Origin of the sequence: Hydrogenophaga sp., assembly GCF_048549895.1 — a bacterium.
GTDB lineage: Bacteria > Pseudomonadota > Gammaproteobacteria > Burkholderiales > Burkholderiaceae_C > Hydrogenophaga.
This window is the reverse complement of the sequence record NZ_JBLYYB010000040.1, coordinates 1-6,834: the sequence shown is the minus strand read 5'-3', so window position 1 is coordinate 6,834 and position 6,834 is coordinate 1. Positions and strand designations below refer to the sequence as shown.

At 59.7% G+C, this 6,834-nt stretch carries 7 protein-coding genes; 6 read left to right on the top strand and 1 reads right to left on the bottom strand.

Translation table 11 applies throughout. From position 1 onward, the window contains the following. From ACN4F8_RS03480 to ACN4F8_RS03455, 6 genes are all read left to right on the top strand, one after another. Positions 1-780 (top strand): dimethyl sulfoxide reductase anchor subunit family protein (locus ACN4F8_RS03480; RefSeq protein WP_419472324.1); only part of this gene is annotated, 780 nt, incomplete at its 5' end. Then, the gene (locus tag ACN4F8_RS03475; RefSeq protein WP_419472323.1) at positions 777-2,045 is read left to right on the top strand and encodes a SulP family inorganic anion transporter; all 1,269 of its coding nucleotides are present in this window, start codon (positions 777-779) and stop codon (positions 2,043-2,045) included. The genes ACN4F8_RS03480 and ACN4F8_RS03475, both read left to right, overlap by 4 nt. Further along, complete coding sequence (locus ACN4F8_RS03470; protein ID WP_419472322.1) at positions 2,035-2,508, top strand: nitrate reductase associated protein; 474 nt, start codon at positions 2,035-2,037, stop codon at positions 2,506-2,508. Before ACN4F8_RS03475 ends, ACN4F8_RS03470 begins: the two co-directional genes overlap by 11 nt. 171 nt (positions 2,509-2,679) lie before the next feature. After that, complete coding sequence (locus ACN4F8_RS03465) at positions 2,680-3,987, top strand: sigma-54-dependent Fis family transcriptional regulator (protein WP_419472321.1); 1,308 nt, start codon at positions 2,680-2,682, stop codon at positions 3,985-3,987. Between the two features lie 48 nt (positions 3,988-4,035). Beyond that, positions 4,036-5,895 (top strand): hypothetical protein, encoded by a 1,860-nt coding sequence (locus ACN4F8_RS03460; protein ID WP_419472320.1) that lies wholly within the window; start codon positions 4,036-4,038, stop codon positions 5,893-5,895. Continuing rightward, on the top strand, positions 5,892-6,374 hold the full coding sequence (locus ACN4F8_RS03455) for a hypothetical protein (RefSeq protein WP_094478839.1): 483 nt from the start codon (positions 5,892-5,894) through the stop codon (positions 6,372-6,374). The genes ACN4F8_RS03460 and ACN4F8_RS03455 overlap by 4 nt, the downstream gene beginning before the upstream one ends. A 237-nt stretch (positions 6,375-6,611) precedes the next feature. Here the strand turns inward: ACN4F8_RS03455 and ACN4F8_RS03450 are convergent. Continuing rightward, positions 6,612-6,834, bottom strand: a 223-nt coding sequence (locus tag ACN4F8_RS03450; protein WP_419472319.1) for a Crp/Fnr family transcriptional regulator, incomplete at its 5' end; no start/stop codon positions are given.

Sequence of the window (6,834 nt, the reverse complement as noted above, 5' to 3'; positions counted from 1 at the left end):
GGTGTCGTCGTCGTGGTTCATCGCGGTCCTCCTCAGCGGCCCGGGGTCGGGCGGTCGGTGACGGGCTGCGTGCCCGGGATGTCGCGCGAGGTGATCCTCTTGCCCGCGTTCATTGGCGTTGTCGGAGCTTGGGCCTTGCTAAGCACGATCTTCACGTTGCACGCTTCGACAAGCCAGGTGTTGGCATGGATCGTCATCGTCGGCGCCTTCTTGCTCTGGTATTGCACGGCAATGATCTATGCCTGTATCCGTTTCATCCAGGAGTGGGCACACCCGCTCACCATCATCAATTACGTGATGCTGGGGCTCGCCTCGGGCGTCGTCACTTCTGGCGCCCTCGCCGTGGTGACGGGCGAGCGCGAGTTCGCCACCACGCTGGGTGGCTGGGCATTGGCGGCAACAGCTCTTGCGTGGTTCACGCGAGTCCTGTCGCTTCGTCGCAATTCAAGACTGAAGCCCAAGTCCACTGTCCAGTCGGCGACGGGAGTCAACTCAGGCCGCGTCGTACAGACCTCAATGGGCATGACCGGTGGCTCTTTCAATACACGGGAGTTCTTCCATGGCGCGTCGCTACATGCCTTCCGCCGGGCGAAGGTGGGATTTCAGGTGCTTGCGTTCGGCATTCCCATCACGTTGGTGGTGTGGGCCGTCCTGACCGAGTCCGAAGCCGCATGGCTGCTGGCGTTTTTCTTCCAGGCACTAGGCATGTTGACCGAGCGTTGGTTTTTCTTCGCTCAAGCACAGCATCCGCAAAACATCTACTACCAAGTCGTGTCGTGACACCAAAGTTGCCGTTTGTACGCTGGCTTCCGCAATGGCGACAAAAGGATGTCCTCAAGGCGGATTTACTGGCGGGACTGACTGGCGCGATTGTGGTCCTGCCGCAGGGCGTGGCATTCGCCACCCTTGCCGGGATGCCTCCCGCCTACGGGTTGTACGCGGCGATGGTCCCCTGCATCGTCGCCGCACTTTTCGGCAGCAGCCGCTTGATGGTGACCGGGCCAGCCAACGCGATCTCCCTAACGACCATGGCACTCGTCGCGCCCCTGGCGGCTGTCGGATCGCCGCAGTACGTGTCGCTGGTGATCACGCTCACCTTCATGGTTGGTGTCCTGCAATTGCTCCTCGGCATTGGCCGCTTTGGCAACTGGGTGGACAAGGTACCTCATTCGGTAATCGCGGGATTCACGGCGGGAGCCGCCATCTTGATCGTGAACAGCCAGATGGGCACGTTGCTCGGGCTCGACCTGCGGCGCGGGCTTTCCATTGTGGACACGCTCCAGGCAGTCGCGAAAGACGTGCGAGCCGTCCAGCCTGTTGCGGTCATCGCAGCATTGGCGACGATCGTCGTTCACCTAGTGGCGCTTCGTTCCAGCCGCTGGGTCCCCCCGATCCTGGTCGCGGTGCTTGGCGGCACTGCGGTAACTTGGCTGGCGTCCGGAATACTTCAAGTCGAACCCGCCACGGTGCAGGAGCTGCCTGGTGCGTTGCCGCCATTCTCCGCGCCGGACATCACCGCCATGCGCGGCCTTGCGATTGCAGCGCTGGTGATGACACTGCTCGCCGTGACCGAAGCGATGGCGATCGCCAAGGCTGTTGCCCGTCGTGTGGGCGAGCCATTCAATGCCAACCAGGAACTGGTGGGACAGGGCCTTGCGAACTTCGTGGGAGCATTTTTCTCGTCTTACCCGGCCAGCGGTTCGTTCAACCGATCGGGGGTGAATGTGGCTGCGGGGGCGAGGACTCCGTTGTCCGCGGTGAGTGCCTCGGTGTTCCTGATTGGCATTCTTTTCTTTGTTACCTCCTGGATAAAGTACTTGCCGCTCGCGGTGATTGCAGGCCTTCTGGTTGTCGTGGCATCAGGACTGTTGAACTTGCGGGAGATCCGACATCTCTGGCGCGATGAGCCAGACGAGCGCCTTGCGCTCGGTGTCACCCTTGTGGCGACGATCACCATTTCTTTGGAGTACGCGATCCTCCTAGGCTTGGCGACCGCGTGGGTTGGGCGGCGATTTGCTGCGCGTAGGAACGGCCTTGACGGCTGAAACGGCAACAACCTTCTCCACTACCAACTGTGCTCCAGTGAAACACGACAGTTCTCCAGTTGCTTGTCTTGAGTTCGAACATCAATGTGCGAAATCCTTGCATTGGTTTCCATTTGCCGTTCGGTACAAGCTTGACCGTGCTGCACTCAAGATGAGTCTGCATCAGTGGCAGTCTCTTTCCCTGGATACACGGCTTGACTTGCTGCATTCCTTGCTGGAACACGGCTTCATCGATGCAGCTCTGAGGTCTGGAGCCATTTTCGCGGGAGTCCCGCAGTTACAGTCTGAAATGGATGCGGTGGAGGTGGCGCAGTTGCTGGAATGCACGAGCAAAGAAGCGTCAACGTGGTTGGCCTTGTCAACCCCCTTCGCACGCTACGCGCTTCGCAAGCGGGGCAAGATTGTTGGTGAACTTGGAGCAGTGATGGCAGGGGGAAAGCCCAACAGGCATGGAAAGCGATAGGGTGCCGATGCATCACGGGTGCTGGAAAGTGCTCTACCATTACAAGCGGAGACAACTGTGCCACCTGAAATTTGTCGTGTGAACTGCGATGAGCCATCTCGCGAAGCCCTACGGGCTTCGTGGCGACGCTCGGCGGCAGCGGGGCTGGCGGAAACTGAGGACGTTCGCCCGATGGTCCTCTCTCGCGCAAATCTTGACGATGCAAGACAGCGTTGCAGGAAAGTGCTGAAGTACGCTGAGCCGTCGATAGAAAACACCTACGAGCAGATGGCGGGCACGTCCAGCGTGGTGCTGCTGGCAGACGCGGAGGCGCTGATCCTCTACAGCAAGGGCGATGGTGATTTCATGTCGGGGCCACAAGGGCGCTTCTTTCTTCCGGGCGTCCGTTTGGGTGAAGGGATTGCAGGGACGAACGCAGTCGGCACTTGCATTGCGAGCAGGGCACCAGTGGCCGTCGACGAGGCGGAGCACTACTTGGTCAAGTTCCGCTCGCTTTGTGGGACCGCCGCGCCTATCTTCGATTCCTCCGGACTCCTTGTAGCGACAATCGCGACCTACAGCACCACAACAGTGTCGCATCTGCACACGCTGGGTTTCATGCGCACGGTGGCGGTGCTGATCGAAAACAGGGTGTTGGTGCGTGAAATGGCAGACCAGATCGTGGTCCATTTCCACCCAATTGCGGAGTACATCGGAACCATCAAGGAAGGAATCGTCGTGTTTGGGCTCGACGGTGGATTGCGGGGGTCGAATTGTGCGGCGCGGGGCCTCATGCGCCTTAGCTTGGCCGACATTCCAACCAAACGTTTCGGGGACCTGTTCTCCATGGACCTCGAACTGGAACGCGTGATTGAGAAAACGCGCATGGGGGATGGGCAGTTCACAACATACTTGGCCGACGGCCGTGAGGTCACGATTCTGGTTAGCGTCGGTGCAAGCCGTGAAGCGGCTGCATTCACCCGTGCAGCAGCACAAAACGGAGTGCCCGCGGACCGGGAGCGCGCGATCGTCAAGAAGCCAGATCTGGTTTTGAAGGATTTGGATCTCGGAGACCCCATGATGCAGCGGGCGATCCAGAAGGCGTCAATGATCCTCGGCTCGGATATTCCCCTGTTGATTGAAGGAGAGTCCGGGGTCGGCAAGGAGGTTTTTACAGCTGCCTTTCACAACACTGGCCCGCGAAAGCGCGGGCCGTTCGTGGCCGTCAACTGTGCCGCGATTCCTGAGACGTTGATCGAATCAGAGCTGTTTGGTTATGAGGAAGGCGCATTCACCGGTGCAAAGAAGAGGGGCTACCAGGGAAAGCTCCTGCAGGCAAACGGAGGTACGTTGTTCCTCGACGAGATTGGCGACATGCCGTTGTCCCTGCAGGGCCGGCTGCTGCGAGTGATTCAGGAGCGGGAAATCACGCCTCTGGGCAGTGCGAAGACCATTCCAGTGGACATATCTGTTGACGCCGACCGAAAACTGACCATCTAGAAGTCGAAGGGGTCAATATTCCATCGGCGCCAACACTTCATCGACCGGATGCGTCGTGTCGCTTCATCGCACGGACTTGACTGGCACATCGAACTCGACAGCAACGGCGCCGCCACGTCTAACACGGACTGGGACTTACGCAAGTTGAACAAAAGCCATGACCTCCACGTCCCTGGAAGTTGTGGCTTTGCGGTGTCGCGCGACCTGACCGCGATGGCGGCCTCAACTGGATGGCACCCCAGCCAATTGCCGGAAGGCGCGGTGCTCGGTGAAGACGTGCAGGACTTCATCAAAGCCCTAATCGTCGAGCACTGCAGCAGCGGCCGCTCGACCGGCGACACACAACAAATAGCCAGAGCTGCTCGTCGCCTCTTCTCTCTGGTTCGATGCCCGCCGTGGGAGCTTTCACGTGAAAACTTTGACGCCGTCTTGGGCCTTAAGGCCTGGTCCGACAAGCCGGCGCGCGACTTCTCAACGGTCGCGAGGTACATCGACGAGAACCTCATCTCCGTTCATTGCCCAGTCCGCCCGGAACTAAAAAGGAAGGAGTCGTCAGCGTTGCTCGGCTCGCTGCAGGAACGCCAGCACGCCGAGAAGCTACCGGACCTTTCCGCGCTACTTGAACTGACGCGAATCGTCTTCCAGGAGACGCCCCAGACCTACATGGACGCAGTTCGCTTCGGTGTCGTGAAACTGGCTCTGTTCACGGGACTGCGAATCGAGGAGGTGCTGACGATACCCGCCGACTGCTTGGTTTGGGATGAACACCTCGACATAGTCACCGGCCGCCCGGCCGGAACGGTGGGCGGCGTCTCACGCTCCTTGCGACTGCACTATTACGCCGAGAAGCACATCGACGGCGCCCCAAATCTGCTTGTTGAGGCACACCAGCATGTGCCCGCGATGTTCGAAGATGTTGTGGTCTCAACGGTCACTGAGATGGTAGAGATTGTCGGCCCCGTCCGAGAGCTGCTGCGCCTGCAACAGCAGAACCCCAGCCGATTTCCTGACTCGGATTGCCGGATTTTTCGTACCTCCTCCGGGCGGCCAGTTTGGACCAGCGACCGCCTATTTCTGAGCCTGGGGCGGAGTACGGCAGGACGAACTTACCCGCTCCAGCTTCCCCTTCAAGAGGACACAGAAATCAAGCCGATGCTGTACCCGGGAATGCTCATCGCGCTAGGACGTCATGCAGGCCGGTCGATGTTCAGTGTGTACGGACGGTCGCCTGAGTCGAAGTTGATGTCAATCAAGCCGCACAGTCTTCGGCATCTCATGAACACAGAGATGTTCCGTAAGAATGTGCCTGACACCATCATTACGCACCAGTTCGGTCGACGGACCGTCGCTCAGAGCTACGAGTATGACCATCGCAACCTCGCAGAGAAGTTGAGCTTCGTCAAACTGCCGCCTGCAGCGTCCAAGGTCCTTCCCGCAGGAAGCGCCAAGGAATTGGTGGGCAAGATGGTCGTCAGTGGTATGGCGCTGCAAAGCCATTTGGGGCAATCGTTTAAGCGCATCCAGCACGAGAGCGGTGATGAAGCAGCCTTCATCTACTTGGCGGCCAACGCAGATGGCTTCCACGTCACGCCGTACGGTTTCTGCACCAACAGCTTCTCTGTCAATCCCTGCACTCGACACCTCAAGTGCTTCGACCAGTGCAAGCACTTTACGGCCAGCGGGGTCGCTGAGCACCGGGTGACTCTTGAAGACCTTCGCTCGAAGCTCGTGGCGATGCGGGACGCGGCTCGTTGCAAGCCGGCCACCACCGTGGGGCGCAAGAACCAGATTGCCCATGCCGAGCGGCTGATTGCTGGTGTGTCGGCTGCGCTTCACGCCCAACCGAACCAATCCGTCTTCGCAGACGGCATCGACCATTCCACCCTGAAAGAGGACATCTTCAAATGAGGCTGCTCTTAGACCCCAAGAACGAGGAGCTGGCCGACATCCTCAACACGCTACTCACCGACAACATCGACATCACGGCGCGGGAGGTGGCACGGCGCCACAGCACGTTGAAGAACCCTTCAGCGTTCACGCGCAATGAGGCTAGAAGCGCGCTCATCGCTGCGGCCCAGGCACAGCAGCAAGGAGTACGCAAAATCGTCGCAGGAGGTGGGGGCGCCGGCAGTCTGCAAGACCAGGCCGCAGGCTACCGGCAGGACATCAAGCGGCTGGAAGCCCAGCTCACGCATATGGTGGCAGCCCACGCCGGCCTCATCCGCGCGGTTCAAATGGCCGGAGGCGGGCCTGCACTTGAGCGGTTCTGGCGAGACTACAAGGCGGTGGGCGACGCGGTACACAGCCTTTCAGCAGCCAACGCCGAGCGTCCAGTAACGCATCTGCCCTTGCGCGTCGTCAAGATGTCAGACGGAACGGCAGATTGACAGGTCGGAGCCGACCTGCCTGGGTTGAGTTTTTGCAGCAAATCCACAATGCGTTCGCACAACAAAACCTCCACTGATTCGCGTCGCCAATCCACCACCTAATCGCGCAGTGGCAACAGCAATGAGCGCTGATGTAGCCGAAGAAAGGTAAGCGTGCGGTCATCCCATGGCTCGCGTTGGCCGGCCTCAGCGCCAGTTCGCCAAATCATTGAGGTCTGCGATGCTGAACGTGGCCCCTCAAGAACCCGAAGGCATCAACTCATTGAGCAGTCGCTTGTCCGCCGCGTAGCAGTTGCACGCTGCGTGCTGCAGACCCAGCCGATCGAGCACAGTGAGCTCACCTCGGTGATATTCAATCAGTCCACGCCGCTGGAATTCGCTTGCTGCCCCGCTCACACCCACGCGCCGTACGCCCAGCATCTGCGCGATGAAGTCCTGGGTCACATGAAACCGGTCGGCG

What these genes read in the sequence shown, in the direction of transcription:
- ACN4F8_RS03455 (WP_094478839.1), top strand. Translation starts at nt 5,892, where the DNA reads ATGAGGCTGCTCTTAGACCCCAAGAACGAGGAGCTGGCCGACATCCTC.
- ACN4F8_RS03465 (WP_419472321.1), top strand. Translation starts at nt 2,680, where the DNA reads ATGGTCCTCTCTCGCGCAAATCTTGACGATGCAAGACAGCGTTGCAGG.
- ACN4F8_RS03460 (WP_419472320.1), top strand. Translation starts at nt 4,036, where the DNA reads ATGCGTCGTGTCGCTTCATCGCACGGACTTGACTGGCACATCGAACTC.